Annotated in this window: 13 protein-coding genes, 1 pseudogene, 1 riboswitch and 1 other annotated feature; of the genes and pseudogenes, 12 read left to right on the forward strand and 2 right to left on the reverse strand. The window is 47.0% G+C overall.

Annotated features, from left to right (window positions below; all coding sequences use genetic code 11):
- Positions 1–50: 50 nt before the first annotated feature.
- Positions 51–282 (forward strand) — a binding site (T-box leader).
- Between the two features lie 62 nt (positions 283–344).
- The 4 genes and pseudogenes from leuS to MBEAL2_RS05850 all read left to right on the forward strand — a co-directional run bounded on the left by leuS (position 345) and on the right by MBEAL2_RS05850 (position 7,618).
- A pseudogene (leuS, locus tag MBEAL2_RS05830) lies at positions 345–2,803 on the forward strand (leucine--tRNA ligase).
- 494 nt (positions 2,804–3,297) lie between these two features.
- Positions 3,298–5,010: a S8 family serine peptidase gene (locus tag MBEAL2_RS28940; RefSeq protein WP_052947512.1), complete on the forward strand. Its 1,713-nt coding sequence runs from the start codon at positions 3,298–3,300 to the stop codon at positions 5,008–5,010.
- A gap of 118 nt (positions 5,011–5,128) precedes the next feature.
- A complete protein-coding gene (locus MBEAL2_RS28945) occupies positions 5,129–6,502 on the forward strand; it encodes an HD-GYP domain-containing protein (RefSeq protein WP_052947513.1) in 1,374 nt (457 codons plus the stop codon).
- A 96-nt stretch (positions 6,503–6,598) separates the two neighbouring features.
- Positions 6,599–7,618 carry an ABC transporter substrate-binding protein gene (locus MBEAL2_RS05850; protein ID WP_047151372.1) on the forward strand — a complete coding sequence of 340 codons (1,020 nt, stop codon included), beginning with the start codon at positions 6,599–6,601 and terminating at the stop codon, positions 7,616–7,618.
- A gap of 58 nt (positions 7,619–7,676) precedes the next feature.
- Here MBEAL2_RS05850 and comER read toward each other — a convergent pair whose 3' ends face one another.
- Together comER and MBEAL2_RS05860 are read right to left on the reverse strand one after the other, a co-directional pair.
- On the reverse strand, positions 7,677–8,495 hold the full coding sequence (gene comER / locus MBEAL2_RS05855) for a late competence protein ComER (RefSeq protein ID WP_047151373.1): 819 nt from the start codon (positions 8,493–8,495) through the stop codon (positions 7,677–7,679).
- A 206-nt stretch (positions 8,496–8,701) separates the two neighbouring features.
- Positions 8,702–8,950: a DUF2533 family protein gene (locus MBEAL2_RS05860; RefSeq protein WP_047151374.1), complete on the reverse strand. Its 249-nt coding sequence runs from the start codon at positions 8,948–8,950 to the stop codon at positions 8,702–8,704.
- Between the two features lie 211 nt (positions 8,951–9,161).
- Here MBEAL2_RS05860 and MBEAL2_RS05865 point away from each other — a divergent pair, with 211 nt between their 5' ends.
- The 8 genes from MBEAL2_RS05865 to MBEAL2_RS05900 all read left to right on the forward strand — a co-directional run bounded on the left by MBEAL2_RS05865 (position 9,162) and on the right by MBEAL2_RS05900 (position 17,630).
- Positions 9,162–9,713, forward strand: coding sequence for a helix-hairpin-helix domain-containing protein (locus tag MBEAL2_RS05865; protein WP_052947514.1), 552 nt, complete (start codon positions 9,162–9,164; stop codon positions 9,711–9,713).
- A 64-nt stretch (positions 9,714–9,777) separates the two neighbouring features.
- Positions 9,778–9,884: riboswitch (SAM riboswitch) on the forward strand.
- Positions 9,885–9,991: 107 nt separating this feature from the next.
- Positions 9,992–11,290: a homocysteine synthase gene (locus MBEAL2_RS05870; RefSeq protein ID WP_047151376.1), complete on the forward strand. Its 1,299-nt coding sequence runs from the start codon at positions 9,992–9,994 to the stop codon at positions 11,288–11,290.
- A 98-nt stretch (positions 11,291–11,388) separates the two neighbouring features.
- Complete coding sequence (locus MBEAL2_RS05875) at positions 11,389–11,910, forward strand: deoxycytidylate deaminase (RefSeq protein WP_152667717.1); 522 nt, start codon at positions 11,389–11,391, stop codon at positions 11,908–11,910.
- Positions 11,911–12,005: 95 nt separating this feature from the next.
- The gene (locus MBEAL2_RS05880) at positions 12,006–12,593 is read left to right on the forward strand and encodes a hypothetical protein (protein WP_047151377.1); all 588 of its coding nucleotides are present in this window, start codon (positions 12,006–12,008) and stop codon (positions 12,591–12,593) included.
- A gap of 104 nt (positions 12,594–12,697) precedes the next feature.
- Positions 12,698–13,336 carry a nucleoside triphosphate pyrophosphohydrolase family protein gene (locus MBEAL2_RS32390; protein ID WP_047151378.1) on the forward strand — a complete coding sequence of 213 codons (639 nt, stop codon included), beginning with the start codon at positions 12,698–12,700 and terminating at the stop codon, positions 13,334–13,336.
- Entirely contained in the window at positions 13,337–15,739 is a 2,403-nt protein-coding gene (locus tag MBEAL2_RS05890; RefSeq protein ID WP_082129779.1) for a DNA internalization-related competence protein ComEC/Rec2, read from the forward strand.
- Positions 15,740–15,805: 66 nt separating this feature from the next.
- On the forward strand, positions 15,806–16,348 hold the full coding sequence (locus tag MBEAL2_RS05895) for an RNA polymerase sigma factor (protein WP_047151380.1): 543 nt from the start codon (positions 15,806–15,808) through the stop codon (positions 16,346–16,348).
- Between the two features lies 1 nt (position 16,349).
- Entirely contained in the window at positions 16,350–17,630 is a 1,281-nt protein-coding gene (locus MBEAL2_RS05900) for a zf-HC2 domain-containing protein (protein ID WP_047151381.1), read from the forward strand.
- Positions 17,631–17,745 lie beyond the last annotated feature (115 nt).

Genomic DNA, 17,745 nt, shown 5'->3' on the forward strand with positions numbered 1-17,745 from the left:
GTTGACATTTGTTAGTTTGTTTGCATATAATTTTAGGTAAAATTGCAAATGAAAAGGCATAGATGAGGAATAGTAATTGCGCGAATGCGATACAGAGAGTTAACGGACGGTGCGAGTTAACCGCATAAGGCAATGAACTCACCTTGGAGCCGGCGTTGGGAACATAACGTACCATCGTCCGTTTTATCCGCGATACGGATCGAGAGGGAGCGCTTATTTATATGGTGCTAACTAGGGTGGTACCGCGGGAGTGTATGGATACATAAGCCTCTCGTCCCTGGATTTTATTCAGGGGCGAGAGGTTTTTTTAATGCGTTTTTAACGACTTGAGGAGGTACACACTGATGAAATCGTATAAGCCGCGTGAAATCGAACAGAAGTGGCAGCAGTATTGGAATGAAACTAAAGCAAATGTAACAAATGAAGATGACAGCAAGGAGAAATTCTACTGCCTGGAGCAGTTTCCGTACCCGTCCGGGCGCCTGCATATGGGGCATATGCGCGTGTATTCCATCGGTGACGTAACGGCCCGGTTCAAGCGGATGAAAGGATACCAGGTGCTGCACCCGATGGGGTGGGATGCGTTCGGGATGCCGGCCGAGAATGCAGCCATTAAATTCGGTGCCCAGCCATCCAAATGGACATATGAAAATATCGCTTTTATGAGAGGGCAGCAAAAGCAGCTCGGTGTCAGCTATGACTGGGACCGCGAGATTGCGACATGCTCACCTGACTATTATAAAATGACGCAGCAGTTGTTCCTGCTTTTCTATGAGAGAGGGCTGGCATACCGCAAAAAAGGAGCGGTAAACTGGTGCCCGAACGATCAGACCGTACTGGCTAACGAGCAGGTAGAAGACGGGCGCTGCTGGCGCTGCGGCACAGAAGTAACGAAGCTCGACCTGGAGCAATGGTATTTTAAAATTACGGATTACGCTGACCGTCTGCTTGCCGATCTTGATGAGCTGTCCGGCTGGCCTGAAAAAGTAAAAACGATGCAGCGAAACTGGATCGGACGCAGCACAGGAGCGGAAGTTACATTTGAAATTCCGGATTTGAATGACAGGATTACCGTATTTACAACGAGGCCGGATACGCTTTACGGCGTAACGTTTATGGTGCTTGCGCCGGAGCACCCGGCCGTCCGTGAACTCATCAAAGGAAAGGACACAGAAGCGGAAGTGCTTGCCTTTGTAGAGCGGATGAAAAAGGAATCGGACATTACCCGCACGTCTGCTGACGCGCCAAAAGAAGGGGTCTTTACCGGTTCCTATGCCCGCAATCCGCTGACTGGAGAAGAGGTGCCGATCTGGATCGCCAACTATGTCCTGATGGATTACGGTACAGGTGCGGTCATGGCTGTTCCCGCACACGATACAAGGGACTTCGCGTTTGCGCGCCAGTACGATATTCCAATTAAACGTGTTATCCAGCCGATAGGTGAAGGTTTTGTGCCGGAAGAGGAAATGGCCGAAGCGTATACGGAAGACGGTGTGCTTGTACAATCCGGATCATTTAACGGGATGCCGAACCGCGAAGCGCTTGTGAAAATCGGAGGATACCTGGAAGAGCGGAATGTTGGAGGAGCGACCGTTTCCTATCGTCTGCGTGACTGGCTTGTTTCCCGCCAGCGCTACTGGGGTGCGCCGATTCCGATGATTTACTGCGACAGCTGCGGAACCGTTCCTGTTCCGAAAGAAGATTTGCCGGTTAGGTGCCGGAGGATGTGGTCATTGACGGCTCCGGTAACCCGCTCGCTAAATCTGAGGAGTTTATTCATACGACTTGCCCGTCATGCGGCGGCGCAGCCCGCCGTGAAACGGATACGATGGATACATTCATTGATTCTTCCTGGTACTATTTGCGTTTTACGGATCCGAAAAACGATGAAATTCCATTTGCTCCCGAGAAAGCGAACAAATGGCTCCCTGTCGATGAGTATATCGGCGGAATCGAGCACGCCATCCTTCACTTGCTTTATTCCCGTTTCTTCACCAAAGTGCTGTATGATGCCGGCATGGTGAATTTCACGGAACCGTTTAAAAGCCTGCTGACACAGGGAATGGTGCTGAAGGACGGGGCGAAGATGTCCAAATCCAAAGGAAACGTAGTAAGCCCGGATGAAATTATTGAGAAGTACGGAGCAGATACGGGAAGGCTCTTTATCCTGTTTGCCGCGCCGCCGGATCGTGATTTAGAATGGAGCGACAGCGGGGTAGAAGGAAGCTACCGTTTCTTAAACCGGGTATGGCGGATGGTGGAAAGCCACGTTGAACTTGTTGCCCAAAAGCTGCCTGTCAACCTTGGGGATGAAGCGGCAAAGGATTTGAACCGTACCCTTCACGCCACGATTAAGAAGGTAAGCGACGACATCGGAGAACGCCGCCAATTCAATACGGCGATCAGTTCGATTATGGAGCTGGTGAACAAAATATACGCCTATCCTGAGAATGCAGACAGGGGAATGCTTGCACATGCGATTGAGTCCGTCATTATTCTGCTGGCACCTTTTGCACCGCATATTACAGAAGAAATGTGGCGTATGATCGGCAGAGAGGACAGCGTACACCACCAGTCCTGGCCGGCCTTCGATGAGACCGCGCTCATCCTGGATGAGATAGAAATTGTTGTTCAAGTGAACGGCAAGGTGCGGGAAAAGCTGATTATCCCGGCAGATGCAACAAAGCAGGATATGGAGGCTATGGTTACAGAGAACAGCAGAATTAAAGAGCTTATTGCTGATAAAACGATACGAAAAGTGATTGCTGTGCCGGGTAAACTTATTAACATTGTTGTTGGTTAAGCAAGAAAAAAGGAAGTTCATTCCACTTGCCTTTCCCTTCCGCGGGGAAGGAAGAACTGTCCGCTCCACCTCCCTGCGAGCAGCGCCCACCAAACATCTGGGTAGCGCGGGGCGGGAGACAATGGTGGGCTTCTTCATGCTCTCCGGGAGGTTGCGCTGGGTCAGGAAGGCCGATCTGCGTGGACTGCCCTTCCTTTTTTCTAACGTTTTTGATCTTACGGTCTTTTTCTTTACCACTTTAAAGCAATATATGCTTTCTTATCCAGGAACGAAAAGGCTTCTCTCTTCAGAGGGAGGCCTTTTTATTATGCGAGCAGCGATTATCTGTGATTTACTATGGAAAGCTTTACTAGAGTAGAGCATTAAACGGAAAACCAATTAATGGTTCAATCGTAAAATAGTGACTAAATTAATAGCTGAACTTATTGAAAATATTACCTGAAAGACTTAAAGTAATAGTAGAATTATAATCTTATAAATAAGGGAGTAAAGAAATGAACAGAGTAAAGTACAGAAGCCTCGTCATTACCATGCTAGCAATCATGCTGGCCCTATTATCCGTTGCCATTATCCCTATGACAAAGACGAGTGCAGCACAGCAGGTTGAAATTATTGTGCAGAAAGAAAAGGGAGTTGATTCGCTGGATTTACTTCGTTCAGCGGGCGGGGTGCTTGTAGCGGAGATTCCATTGATTAATGGCTTTATCGCAAAAGTGCCTGCGGCTAACCTTGCCGCATTCGGCGAGCAAAAAAGTGTACTGCGTTATAGCTTAAATCACCCTCTGCAATCCCATTCGATTACTGATACAGCGGCAAATAGTGCTGAAAATGCCAATCCAGTACCCGCGGAAACTAGTGCGCCGCCTGTAGCGGAGGATGGGAAAGGGACACCGGCAGCAGAAACACCGGTGCCTGAAAGTGAAAAGCCCGTACCGCAAGAAGCAGCAGCGGCTCCGGTACAAAGTCCAGTCGGAGACATTAAGGTGCCAACTGCTGTGCAATCCATCCAGCCTATGATAGCCGGCTTTAAACAGAGAAAAGAGAAAATCGGTAAAAATAATGAATTCAAAAAAGCGGGAATTGTAAATAATAATTACCGCAAAATGGTGAAGGTTGATAAGGTTGAGGAAAAAGGAAGAGGCGTGACCATTGCTGTGCTTGACAGCGGGATCGGAAAAGATAGCTTCAGTACATCCCAGCTTAACCTGATAGAGTCTGCGGTCATTAATCCGGAAGCGACAACTCCTTATGATACATACGGGCATGGGACACATGTGGCAGGCATCATTAACGCTAAAGGAGCAGGGGGAATAACGGGGATTGCGCCTGCAGCAAATTTGATTGATGTAAAGCTTGGAAATGATAACGGAGAATTAACAGAAGCTGATTTACTGTATGGACTGCAATGGGTATACGATTTCAAGGATCAGTATTCTATTAAAGCCATCAATCTTTCCGTTTCTTCTTCCGTCTCGCAGTCGTATCTTGCAAGTCCGATAAGCGCAGCCGTTGAACAGTTGTGGTTAAATGGGGTTACAGTGATTGCAGCTGCCGGAAACGACAAAGTAAATCCTAACGATGTTAACTATGCACCGGCAAATGATCCGTTTGTTATTACGGTGGGTGCTGTGGATGGAAATGGAAAGGACAAGGCAAAAGAAGCAACCCTTGCCTCGTGGTCCAAGAGAGGAAGCACAGCGGAAGGAGTTGCAAAACCTGAAGTTACCGCACCGGGAACCGATATTGTATCGCTTCTTCCTTCTTCTGACGCAATATTAGCAGTTGAACACCCGGAAGCGGTGCTTGCCGGCCATTTCCTTCAGATGAGCGGTACTTCTATGGCAGCACCGGTAGTAACCGGAACGGTTGCCCTGATGCTTGAAGCGAACCCTTCGTTGACACCGAATCAGATTAAGGCAGTTCTGGCGAATACGACTCAAACTTATAGCGGCATGACGGATAATGCGGGGGTTATCGATGCCGAGAAAGCGGTCGCTCTGGCAAAGGATGAACAGAAGCTACAGTCCATTGCCCCGGGAGGATATAATGAATGGCCGCGGTCTCCGTACATTGGAGATAACGGGAAGGATATTGATTATACAAAAGTAAGTTGGAATAAAGTAAGCTGGAATAAAGTAAGCTGGAATAAAGTGAGTTGGAACAAAGTAAGTTGGAATAAAGTAAGCTGGAATATAGCTACGCAGTAAGTTATCTTATTTGTAGTACTGTTGAACCATAACATATAAGAGGATAAATTGTTATAATGTAGAAAAAGCAGTCAGTTGACTGCTTTTTCTACATATTTCTACTATGAGGGATGCTATAATGAGCAATTTGTCGGTTACAACAAGAATATATATATTTTTTCATGTATTGATTACACTCTTTATCCTTTTTAAAGTTACATTGAATGAATATAGTGTTTCTTTCCCGCTCGTACTTCCATTTGTCTTCCTAGGCAGTTTATTTGAATCCAGTCGTCTTAATATCCTTACTATTAATCATCAAAGCTATCGAATATCTGCTGGAACCGCGATAATTATAGCAGCCGTTGTTCTGTTTAATCCACTCGAAGTGGCTATATTTGCTGCATGCTATGGGCTATCCCTCGTATTTATCCCACGATACATAGGCTTTACTAAAGCATTGTTTAATGTCTGTGAAACAATTAACGTAATCTTTCTTGCTTCCTTAGTGTGGAATACCTTTCAAACCAACAACTCTTCTCTATTACAGGTTGATAATATATTCCCTCTATTAGTTACAGTTTCTGTATTTGTTATTATTGATACTTTAGCTGTTTGTACAGTTGTCGCATTAGCATCCGAAACAAATCTGTTAACAGTATGGAAAGAATCCCTGGACTGGGTCCTGGTAAGTTCTGGTTTGTTGGGTTTCATCGGTGTAATTTTAGCGGTGGTTTATGAACAGTTTAATATATACGGTTTAATTGGATTTATTATTCCTTTAGTTTTAATGCGCTGCAATATGCATTTGTTTCTTAAGCAGAAAGACCAACAGATGCGGCAATTGGCAGACTTCAACGAGCAGCTGCGGGCAAACAATGACCAGCTCATTCTGACTCTGTCCCAGGTCGTTGACGCCAGAGACAACAGCCTGTTCGGCCATTCAGCCACAGTAGCGAAATATGCCGCGGCAATCGGCAGCAAACTCAACCTGTCAGAAGAAGAAATGTATGATTTAAAACGCGGTGCCCTGCTCCATGACATCGGAAAGATGGGGATTAGTGAAGCCATTCTTCAGAAACCGGGAAAACTAACGGATGAAGAATTTGAAATTGTAAAGCAGCATACGACTATTGGCGAAAACATTATTGGACGTGTAAAAGGGATGGAAACTGTTTCGAAGATTATCGGCCAGCACCACGAATTTTTTAACGGTGCGGGCTATCCGCGCAAGTTAAGCGGAGATGAAATCCTGCTTCAATCCCGTATCGTCTCCCTATGTGACGCGCTTGATACGATGCTGTCGACCCGTTCTTATAAAGAAGGATGGCCCATTGAGAGAGCGGTGGCTGAATTAGTCAGCTGCAGCGGTACACAATTTGATCCGCAAATCGTTGAAGCGTTTATACGGGTAAGGGAGGAAAAAGGAGATTATTTCTTTGGTAATTCCGCCAGGCTCAAGGAGACTGATTTGCTCCCCGAACATGCATTAATAACCGAGGCAAGCTTGTAGGAACATACTATCTTTTTATAGTATTCTTACAACTTGTCATGCTATAATAAAACCAGTTTAGAGCAAGTAGCTGAGATATATTGGAGGAGAGATAAGATGAGAAGAGCAGCAAACGGAGCCATCACGCTAATGGCGGCATTTATGATTCTTGCAGGTTGTGGACAGGAGAAGGCAGCGCCATCCGCGCCGTCTACGAGCGGCAAGGCCGAACAGGCGAGTACTGTGAAAATGGTGAAAGTAGGAATCACACAAATAGTCGACCACCCCGCGTTAAATTCGATTCGCAAAGGAATTACGGATCAGCTGGCGGCTGAAGGCTTTAAAGATAAGGAAACAATGAAACTTGACTATCTTAATGCCCAGGGAGATCCGAGCAATACGACAACGATTGCCCAGCAAATGGCTGCAGATAACAAGGATCTAATCATTCCGATTACAACACCGTCCGCACAAGCCGTGGTGAACCAGGCGAAAGATACGCCAGTCGTGTTTGCGGCCGTAACCGACCCGGTGGCCGCTAAGCTTGTCCCTTCACTGGCAAAGCCTGCCGATAATGTAACAGGGACATCAGATGTATCGCCCATGGATAAGCAGGTAGAACTGATTACACAGTTTGTTCCCTCCATTAAGAAGCTGGGTGTTATTTATAACACCGGGGAAGTAAACTCGGGTGTCCAGTTGAACATGATTGAGCAGGCCGCTAAAGGAAAAGGCATCACGATTGAGAAGGCAGGCGTTTCCAATACAGGGGAAGTGAAACAGGGAGCAGAATCCCTTGTTGGCAAAGTGGATGCGATTTTAATCCCTGTTGACAATACGATTGTTTCTTCATTCGAGGCACTGTTGTCCACAGCAAAGGCAGCCAAGATTCCCGTGTTTGCCTCGGATAGTGATACGGTGAAGCGCGGTGCTGTTGCAACGTATGGAATTGATTACTACAAGATGGGCCGCCAGACAGGAAGCATTGCCGCTAAAGTGCTGCGCGGGGAAAAACCAGGTTCAATTCCTGTTGAGACGACCAAGGATGTACAGCTTGTCATTAGCAAGAAGGCGGCAGAGATGTTTGGGCTTACCATTCCTGAAAAGCTCAAGGCAGTTGCCCAGATAGTCGAATAAACGAAATGCACAAAAAACTCCTTTCTTAGAATGAAAGGAGTTTTTTTGCGTCGCGATTTTATTTTGAAAACGATGCCTTTACCTCAGCCAAATCACTGGCAAATTTCTCCTGGGTCGCCTGTATTGTCTGCGTAAATACGTCTTTTGTTTCCGCATCGATGACGCGCAGCCCGACCCCGGTTACTCCTCCGGGCACACACACCCTCTGCTGTAAAGTCGGCAGCGAGAAGCGGCCGTCTTCGAGAAGGCGGCCCATCCCGATAATCATCTGGGTCATCATTTCCGTCGCCTGCCCCTCTGATAGAGACGTTTCTTGGATAGCACTGTCAATGAAGCGCTGCAGAAGAAAACTAAAAAACGCGGGCCCACAGCTTACAATGTCGGAGGAAATCCTTGTTTCAGCTTCCCCGATATGAATCGGGGTACTAATAGCGGAAAGAAGAGTAAACAGTGCCTGGGCATCCTCATCCTGCAGCCTTCTGCCCATCGTAACAAGTGTTGCACCACTGAGGGCAGCATTTGTTATGCTTGGAATTACGCGTGCAACTTTGCATGTAAGGAAAGATTCAAGCCGTTCAACCCCAACTGAGCTTGTAATGGAAAGGAGAAGTTTTTGATCATCCAGGCAATCTCTTATTTCATCCAAAACAACACGGTAATCGAGTGGCTTGACACATAGAAACAGGAAGTCTGCCTGTAGAGCGACATCGCGATTCGCCGCAGTATTTATTCCAGGGTACTTTGCGAGAAGAGGAGAAAGCTTTTCTCTTGTTCTGTTAGAAGCGATAATCTGCGAGGGAAGAAGTGCGCCGGATTCAATAAACGCTTCAATTAAAATCGTTCCCATACTTCCTGTGCCGATAAAACCAATGTGCATCTGAATCCCTCCAGCCGTTTTTAAAGCAGGCAGGACAGCTCAGGCAGGTTGTCTGTCCCTCCATACTGAAAAAGAAAGGTGCAAACAAACGCAGACTGGCTGTATGGTAGCCTTCCTTTTATTCCGCTGTTTTCATGTATATGGACCCCAAAGGAGATTCAGTACACAAATTTTAGGAGATGTGTTATCATGTAAATATATGGTAATTATTTACATATCTCTCTAATCATTTCTATTGTTACAAGCTTGCGTGGAGGCAGGTGATGGCTCTGTGCGAGCTGGTTAATCTGCTGTGTTACGTGATTAATTTCATGGACTGAGATTTCTTCTCCGGCCTTGCATTGCTCTATAGCCTGCTCGATCCGCAGTTCTCTTATAGCGTCCAGTTTACGATAAAGGGTAATATACTCCGCCTGTTTTGCCGAATGGGCGGAAATTGCGTGGTGAACACTCATACTATGAACCTCCTTTATAGTCCGTCATTTTTTTCAATAGCAGTATACAAAGATTATAGGCAATCCAATAACCAATCACAAGCTGCAGGGGGCATATGATGATTGAATTCTTTCTTGCAAGAAAAAAACACTTATCATTATTATATTCTTTATTGTTATCGGTAGTAGTTATTTTTATTTCTATGGGAAAGAAAACAACGCAGAGAAGGCCATGATTCCTATTGTGGAAAGTGGGGTGCAAGAACAGAAGAAGCCGGAGGAGACGGGGCGGAAACAGAATGAAAGCGGAGGAATTGAAAAGAAGCAGGAGAAGCGAATTGTTGTTGATGTGAAAGGGGCGGTCGCACACCCCGGTGTGTATACGCTGCACGGGGAGGCCAGAATGTTTGAAGCGATCGGCATGGCAGGCGGGCTGCTCCCGGAAGCTGACGACAAGCAGGTAAACGGGGCTCAGCTTTTGCAGGACGGGGCCTTGCTATATATTCCCCATAAGGGAGAACAGGCCGCTGAAGCTTCGTACAAACAAGGCGCCTCTCCTGGAGTACCTGCCGGGAGCGATTCCGGCCAGATTAGAGTAGATATAAACCATGCGGCCTCAGAGCAACTGCAAACCATTCCTGGCATCGGGCCCGGAAAAGCGGCTGCCATTATTCAATATCGTGAGGAAAAAGGATTGTTCCGAACGATCGAAGACATCACGAACGTTTCAGGAATCGGGGCCAAAACATTTGAGAAAATAAAACCGCATATTGTTGCAAAATAAAATTTTTGGATTAAGTTGACAGGTAGGAATAGTGTGGCTATAATGGCAATAACGACATATGCATCTCTTATCAAGAGTGGCGGAGGGACTGGCCCTTAGAAGCCCGGCAACCGGCAGGTTATACTGCAAGGTGCTAAATCCAGCAAAGCAATAGGCTTTGGAAGATGAGAGCGATGATACATACCTCAGTATCTAGCCTCTTCCTTCCGGGAAGAGGTTTTTATTTTTGGTAGCATCGCCCTGAAAAATTCAATCAAGATATGAGGAGGAAGATAATGATGTCAGAAACAAAGAAACTTAACTTTGAAACGATTTGCTTACACGGGGGCCAGGAAGTCGAACCTACAACACTGTCCCGGGCGGTGCCGATCTATCAAACAAGTTCTTACGTATTTAAAGATACCGATCATGCGGCAAACCTGTTTGCATTGAAAGAATTCGGAAATATTTATAGCCGTATCATGAACCCTACACAGGATACGTTCGAGCAGCGTGTAGCACAGCTTGAAGGCGGGGTCGGCGCACTCGCCGTATCATCCGGCCAGTCTGCGATTACTTTCTCCCTCCTGAACATTGCAGGCGCAGGGGATGAAATTGTGGCTTCAAGCAACCTGTATGGCGGAACATACAATCTGTTCGTTCATACATTCGCAAAGCTGGGCATTACGGTTCATCTGGTAGATCCATCTAATCCGGAAAACTTCCGCGCTGCCATTAACGATAAAACGAAAGCCGTATATGCGGAAACGATCGGGAATCCGCGCATCGATGTAGTTGACCTGGAGGCGATCGCAGACGTAGCTCACGAGAATGGCGTACCGTTTATTGTAGATAATACATTTGCGACACCATATCTGTGCCGTCCGATCGAATTTGGTGCGGATATCGTTGTCCATTCAGCAACGAAATTTATCGGCGGACATGGAACATCCATCGGGGGAGTTATCGTTGATTCCGGAAAGTTTAACTGGGATAATGGAAAATTCCCGGGCTTGAGCGAGCCAGACCCAAGCTACCATGGTATCGTATATACACAGGCAGTAGGAAACATCGCTTATATTATTAAAGCACGTGTTCAGCTTCTCCGTGATATCGGTGCGGCAGTGGCTCCAATTAACTCCTGGTTGTTCCTGCAGGGATTAGAAACCCTTCACCTGCGCATGGAACGCCATGTGGAAAACGCACTTAAAGTAGCTCGTTATCTTGAGAGCCATGAACTTGTTTCATGGGTAAATTATCCGGGACTTGAAAGCAGCCCATATTATGAATTAGCGCAGAAATACCTGCCGAAAGGTGCAGGTTCTATCTTTACTTTTGGCATTAAGGGCGGATTGGAAGAAGGAAAGAAATTCATTAACAGTTTACAGCTTCTTTCCCACCTGGCTAACGTAGGAGATGCGAAATCGCTCGTCATCCACCCTGCAAGCACAACTCACCAGCAATTAAGCGAAGAACAACAAATTACTGCAGGCGTATCTCCGGACATGATCCGTCTATCTGTCGGTATCGAATCGGTTGATGATATCATCGCTGACCTGGAGCAAGCTTTAAAAGCCAGCCAGCTGGCGACTGTATAGAGCAATAAGAAGAAGGGAAGCGCTGCTTTTGCAGGCTTCCTTTCTTTCGTTTACTATAGAAATAGCAAGAAGAACGGGAAAGCTGGAAGAAAGGAAGAGTGCGATTGGATACGAGAAAGACGTGGGATGAATATTTTATGGACATGGCTTACATGGCCTCTACGCGCGCCACGTGTCCCCGGCGCAGTGTAGGTGCAATTCTGACGAAAAACAAAAGGATTCTTGGCACGGCGTATAACGGAAGCCCGGGAGGTGTTACTTCCTGCCTTGATGAGGGCTGTATGCTGCAGGGATATTATGAACCGGACGAGAGCGGGGAGATTGTGCCGAAAGAGAAGTGCATCCGTACGATTCATGCCGAACAAAACCTGCTCCTCTTTACCGATCAGGCGGATCGCGATGGAGCCGCTGTCTATGTCACCGATCAGCCATGCTGGACCTGTGCCAATCTCATTGCGAACAGCGGGATTACTGAAGTCGTTTACCATCGCCCTTACAGTAAGGATTACGATAAGGTGGCTGCTCTTTTCACGCAGAAAGGAATTGCGCTTCGCCATCTTGCAGAGTATGCCCCGCCGGCCGGGTCAAGCAGGAAGTCATTGATTAATTATATTTTTTAGCAAAAATACTCGAATATATGGTATGGATGGTGAAAAAGGGGGTAATGATGTAGCAAGAGAGATTAATCTTTCGAACTACTAACGAGGTGATTTCAATGCAACCAAATGTAGTAACCATCCGAGGTGTATGCGATAATTTCCAGGCAGCCCATGAGCGTATTGACGATGTGTATCGTGTTGTGGAAGAAGCGAAATCACGACATGAGATAACAGTAGAAGAGAAGAAAACAATGCAAGGTACCCTGCTTTTAGGTTTTTATACAGAACACGGTGTGTTCCGCTTAGTTGTACAAGCAGGTCTGCCGATAAAAGGACGTCTTTATATAAACGGAATTACGGAAGACGAAATGGCCACCAATCCTCTCATTCGCCTGTTTTATGGTTCTATCTACCTGATGGGAGCTACCGGAATGCTTCGTCTGTATGAAGAAGGAATGAGCAAGGACATCCACTTCCGTGAAGGAAAGATTTTTGAGAACAACGGTTTTGGGGAAGAAAAGGAATTATCCAATATTCTTGTTGACCAGTACATTGATCAGCAAATTGTAGAAGGGCGGATTAACTTCCTGCTCGAGAAGTTGAATAATTATATGGTACAGGACATTGAACAGCCAAATATGCACATGATTAAACAAGAGTTGGCGCTGTTGACCGGCCAGCTGAATGAATTGCAAAATTACTAAAGGGAAGAGGAAACGACTCTTTCCTTTTTTTTACTTTTTTTGTTGCTTTACATGATACAATAAGGAGGAAATCATACATAGGTAACGCAGAAAGGAAGAAGACCATGATTGAAATTGTGCTGCCCCGCCTTACCCGGCTTATTCCCTCGCTGGAATCGACCTTTCACAAGCTGGTCGAGGAGCAGGGTGAACTGAGCGAGGCGATTTTACAATGGATGGACGAGCAGGGAACACCGAACGCACGCGATGCCCTGCACAGAGTGGCAGGTGAACTGCTTGATGTTGCTCAAACCTGTATTTCCATGACGTTCGTGCTTGAAGACCTGGCGCCGGATGTCCGGCTGGAGAATTTAATGGAGGAGCACCTGAAGAAACTGCTCCGCAAGGGATACCTTGACAGGGATACGGGAGATGTATATTTGAAAATCACAGAAGAAGGGTATCGCGCCATCAGCCTGCCGCGCCCTGTCATTCCGGGTGTGACACTTGACAGCACTGTGCTTACCATTTCAGTGGCTGTTGGCCGGTTTGCGCAGTGGATCGGCAAATTCCGCGGAGCGAGCGGAGAGTTTGTCCGCTACGACGATGAACAGGTCATCCGGGGCTGCGGGCTCAACCTATTACATATTGCGCAGTGCTGTTTTACCATGCTGTACATACTGGAGCAAACGTTCCTGATGGACATTGATACTCTCGTTACCTCGCACATCGAAAAATTAAAACAGCGCGGATATGTGAAATAGATGAGACAGCGGGCGCTTTTTTTATATGGTTTGTGTATGCTGGGTGGTCTTGTTAGCGCCTCACAGTTTATAAACAGCGCCCGCTCCGGTCTATTGCTTCTTATTCTGTGCCTAACGATTACAGCTGCGGCTCTCTGGAGGTATAGGGAACATCGGTGGAACTGCATCCTGTGCTTCTTTTTCTTGATAGGCGGATTTACATATTACATATGGGTTGACACACATAACGTCAGCGTCCTTCCGGATAAAAAAGCCGCATTTGAAGGGGTTATAAAGAGCGCTCCCGAATACGATGGGGATCGAAGCCGGTTTATTATTGAAATTACCGGAATAGACGGGAGTTCCATTCAACCGAAAGAGAAGGTGCAGACAACCCTTTACTTTCATGCAGAACATGAGCGGACACGTGCGGAGAAACTTTTAACGTACGGGACTGAACTTGCCGGAGAAATTGAACTTTCGCTTCCCGCTGATCCTACTAATCCGGGTGCTTTTGATTATCCTGAATTTCTTCACTGGCAGAGAATCCACAAAACCGGGAAAATTACAGAAGTCCAATCGCTGATATACCGAAAACCTGCCGCATTGAGTATAAACCGAAGCATGATTCAGGCGCGCACATGGTTAACCACCCGTTTATCCCAGTTGTACAGCAATGAAACGGAAGGATTGCTCGCAGGGATGCTGCTCGGCTCCGAGGAAGAAATCGATCCCGAGTTGTACACGAGCTTTTCCTCACTCGGCCTTACGCATGTAATTGCCATATCCGGCCAGCATATTAGTCTGCTTGTTATCGCGCTTGTCTATTTGCTTTGCCTTTGCGGCATGGGCAAGGAACGCGCCTACATGATCACCGCCGTCATTCTCCCCGTTTATGTGCTAATGACAGGCGCAAGCGCGTCCGCTATGCGGGCGCTTATTATGGGGGAACTCGTGCTTGGGGCTCTCCTTATGCGAAGATTCCATGACGGGTGGAACAGCATCGGTGCCGCTTTTTTAATGATGGCCCTGTACGATCCGTACTGCATTCACCAGGTTGGCTTTCAATTGTCTTTTCTGGTTACTTTTGGCCTGCTTGTTTTTGTCCCCCGGTTTAACAGCATTCTTCCTATAAAACAGGAAGCGCTAAAGAGCCTTGTCGCAGTGACGGTAACTGCTACGATCGTTTCTTTTCCGCTTACGATTTACTACTTCCATGTGTACGCGTATATTTCTCCGCTCATTAACTTCGTGTTTGTGCCTTTTATTAGTATTATTATAGCTCCTCTGGCGGCAGTTTCTCTGCTTCTTGGTGCCATTCACCCCGCTTTCGGGCTATTTCTTGCAAATGTAGTAGACGTAATGCTTACACCTGTCTTACAATTTCTTTATGTAGCGGAAACGTGGTATACCGTTCGCGGTGTTTTTTCCTCGCCTTCCGCTTTCTGGCTGTGCGGGTATATGGCCTGGATTGTCTTTCTCGCCTGCTCTTTGTATGGTAAAATAATTTTTAATTGGAAAATAGTAACTGCCCACATTTTCATTCCGCTCACACTTTTTTGCCTTTTGCTTACCGACTCTCATCCAGGAGACAGTGTGCTTATTACTTTTCTTGATGTAGGCCAGGGGGATGCCATCGTGATTGAAACACCTGGCAAAGTCGTTGTTATCGATGGCGGAGGTCCGATGCCGCGCTGGAATGAACAACCATGGCAGAAGCGGCGAAATAATTATAATCCGGTTAAGGAAGTTGTCATGCCTTATTTATATTACCGGGGAATTAAACAGGTGGATTTGCTTGTTCTGACCCATGGTGACAGCGATCATGTAGGGGGCATCCCTTATTTGCTTTCCCATATGCCTGTCCGGCAGGTAATGGTGAATAGCCGGAAAACAGAAACCTCGCTTATGAAGGAAATTTTTTATCTTCTAAATAAAGGGAATATTCCTGTTGTTGCGGCAAATAGCGGCCAATCATGGAAAGAAGGAGATTTTATTCGCTGGCATGTTCTGAATCCGAACAAAGAAAGCACCGGGGAAAGCCGTAACGATAGCTCGGTCGTTCTCCTTCTGGAGGCGTACGGAAGGAAGCTTCTTCTAACAGGTGATCTTGAACAGCAGGGAGAGGAGCGAATCTTGCGGGAAACCGATATACATAATGTAGACATCTTAAAGGCCGGGCACCACGGAAGCAGAAGCTCAACATCGGAGCCATGGGTGCTGCGGACACATCCGGTTCTAACCGTTATTTCTGTTGGCAAGAAAAACCGGTACGGCCATCCACACGCAGAAGTAATCGAAAGACTCATTGCGCATAGCAGCAAGGTACTCCGCACGGATGAGTGCGGCGCCATTGTTGTCCAAATCGAAAGAAACGGGTTTGTTTATAAGCCGGCAGCCCGCTGCCGGGCAACAGCGAAATAGCCAATATTTTATGCAACATTCAGCGTGCTATCCACGTCTGAAAGGTATGGGAGAGGAGGCAAGGGCGTGATTGATGCAGAGTTAATACGCTCCGCCCAAGAAGGAGATCGAGATTCTCTCGTTCGATTACTGGAATTAATTGAGCCGTCCGTTTATCGAACAGCGTACTATGTACTGGGGAATGAGCATGATGCATTAGATGCTTCGCAGGAAGCTTTAATCCGCATTTATACGAAGATAACAACATACCAGGAAAAAGCAAAGTTTTCAACCTGGGTACAGCGCATCGTTACGAATGTTTGTATCGATAAGTTTCGAAAAAAGAAGGAAACTGTCTCCATCGACCAATATGAACTAACACTTCGCGATCTTCAGAATGTGGAGCAGGAGGTCGTAAAATCCGGTGTGGCGGCAGAGGTTCGGGAAGCGATTAACCAGCTGTCAGAGCACCAGCGAACGGTAATTACACTTCGCTATCTTCAAGATTTGTCATACGGGGAAATAGCAGAAGTGATGAACATGCCGCTAAATACAGTGAAGTCTTACTTATATAGAGCGCGCCAGCAACTGCAGGAACTGTTGAAAGAATATCAGAAAGGTGGTGTATAGGGTGGAGTGCGAAGAAATATATGAGCTTATACAACGTGATCTTGACAGCGATTTGGACGACTCCGAAAAGACAGAGCTCATGCTGCATCTCTCAAATTGCCCGGATTGCGCGGAGCTGGCGGAACGCCTGCATATGATTTCTACCCGTCTCGAACAACTTCCTATGGTGAAGCCGCCGTTTAGTATTGTGAGCTCCATTTTGCCCCAGCTTGATATCATTGATCAAGAGAGAAATAAAAGCGGAGTTCCTTTCCTAGCTGCGGATGAGCAAGTTGCAGCCATTGAGAGGAAAAGAGTTGACATAAAGAGAAACAAAATGTTCTGGTACCGTTCTGCGGGTGGTTTTATCGCCGCGGGCTTGCTGCTGTCCGTTGTGATGTTTAATATGGGGGAGAGTTCCCAGAAAGAATCCGCCCTTTCCATGCCGAATAAGTACAAAGAGAGCAATTCGGCTGGGAATGAAGCAGCAAAGCCTTCTACCGCAGCGCCTTCTGCTGCAGCAGTGGAGAAAAAGGTTGAACCCGCACACGGGAAGCCAGCTCTTGCTGAGAATAAACGGGTGGCTGTAATCGGAGGCCAGAACAATTCAGTCGGCACCTCCGAGTCTTCAGCATATCCTAATGCAGCGGAAGAGAGCGCGGTTCCAAGCAGCGGGCAGCATCCTGATAAGGGACAGCCTGCAGGAAAAACGCAAAGCCCGGAAAAAAACAGCGAGCAGACTCCTCCTCCTGAAAAAAATATGAACAAGGAAGCGCCACTAAAGGGAAAGCCAGGTGAGAATGGGGGAAGCCCGCTTCCCGGGAATGCAGCGAAGCTGCCGGAGAAGAGCGCCGTAGCCGTAGCCCCGAAGGAGAATGGGGGCCAGGCAGCGCCGAAAGAGGGACCGGCATTAGCTCCTCCCAATCCGGGAGCAGCCAATGGCATTATGAGCTTTGCGGGGAGTGACAACAACGCAAACACAGGCACTGAAGATGCCCGCCAGAAAGACAATGCTGCATCCGGGGCGTATAGGCCGCCGGGAAATCCGTCTCCTAAGGGGGAATATTTTGTCGGTGAAAGCGGCAACCAGCTTCTTGTGCGTGATAAAACAGGACAAATTAGCTTTGCGACGCATACATGGAACGCTGCGCACAATGTATCGTACCGCTGGATAAATGATCAGCTAATCGAATATACACTGCAGTATAACCCGGAGCAGTCCCCAGGGGCGCCGTCCGATTTGCGTGTCCAGAAATGGGTCATCGATTTGGAAAAAAACATTGAAAGACCGGTATATAAATAAGCACCTTTTTTTATCTGGTGCGTAGTATGTAGTAAAAGCAAAGGTGCTTATCGTTCAGCATCCGGATGAAGGGCCCCGCCGGAACCTGAGCGTTTACATATATGCACACTGGAAA

Origin of the sequence: Aneurinibacillus tyrosinisolvens, assembly GCF_001015055.1 — a bacterium.
Lineage (GTDB): Bacteria > Bacillota > Bacilli > Aneurinibacillales > Aneurinibacillaceae > Aneurinibacillus_A > Aneurinibacillus_A tyrosinisolvens.

Coding starts and splice junctions, on each gene's coding strand:
- MBEAL2_RS05890 (WP_082129779.1), top strand. CDS start 13,337: ATGAGACAGCGGGCGCTTTTTTTATATGGTTTGTGTATGCTGGGTGGT.
- MBEAL2_RS05850 (WP_047151372.1), top strand. CDS start 6,599: ATGAGAAGAGCAGCAAACGGAGCCATCACGCTAATGGCGGCATTTATG.
- MBEAL2_RS05870 (WP_047151376.1), top strand. CDS start 9,992: ATGTCAGAAACAAAGAAACTTAACTTTGAAACGATTTGCTTACACGGG.
- MBEAL2_RS32390 (WP_047151378.1), top strand. CDS start 12,698: ATGATTGAAATTGTGCTGCCCCGCCTTACCCGGCTTATTCCCTCGCTG.
- MBEAL2_RS05860 (WP_047151374.1), bottom strand. CDS start 8,950: ATGAGTGTTCACCACGCAATTTCCGCCCATTCGGCAAAACAGGCGGAG.
- MBEAL2_RS05865 (WP_052947514.1), top strand. CDS start 9,162: ATGATTCCTATTGTGGAAAGTGGGGTGCAAGAACAGAAGAAGCCGGAG.
- comER (WP_047151373.1), bottom strand. CDS start 8,495: ATGCACATTGGTTTTATCGGCACAGGAAGTATGGGAACGATTTTAATT.
- MBEAL2_RS28945 (WP_052947513.1), top strand. CDS start 5,129: ATGAGCAATTTGTCGGTTACAACAAGAATATATATATTTTTTCATGTA.
- MBEAL2_RS05880 (WP_047151377.1), top strand. CDS start 12,006: ATGCAACCAAATGTAGTAACCATCCGAGGTGTATGCGATAATTTCCAG.
- MBEAL2_RS28940 (WP_052947512.1), top strand. CDS start 3,298: ATGAACAGAGTAAAGTACAGAAGCCTCGTCATTACCATGCTAGCAATC.